The 281-nt window shown below is 45.2% G+C and carries 1 rRNA gene; it reads right to left on the minus strand.

The window, feature by feature from the left end:
* A 23S ribosomal RNA gene (locus FNN09_RS21035) occupies nt 1-281 on the minus strand; the annotation flags it as partial.

Here is a 281-nt window from a genome sequence, read left to right on the forward strand (position 1 = left end):
ACTGGTTCACTATCGGTCTCTCAGGAGTATTTAGCCTTAACGGATGGTCCCGCCAGATTCATACAGGATTTCTCGTGTCCCGCACTACTCAGGATACTCGTCTCGCACAGAACCTTACGTATACCGGACTATCACCGTCTTTGGTCGCTCTTTCCAAAGCGTTCTACTTCGTTTCTATTTGATTATACAAGTCCTACAACCCCATAATTGCCTAAACAATTATGGTTTGGGCTAATTCCCGTTCGCTCGCCGCTACTTAGGAAATCACTTTTGTTTTCTCT

This window comes from Carboxylicivirga sp. M1479 (genome assembly GCF_007097485.1).
Lineage (GTDB): Bacteria > Bacteroidota > Bacteroidia > Bacteroidales > Marinilabiliaceae > Carboxylicivirga.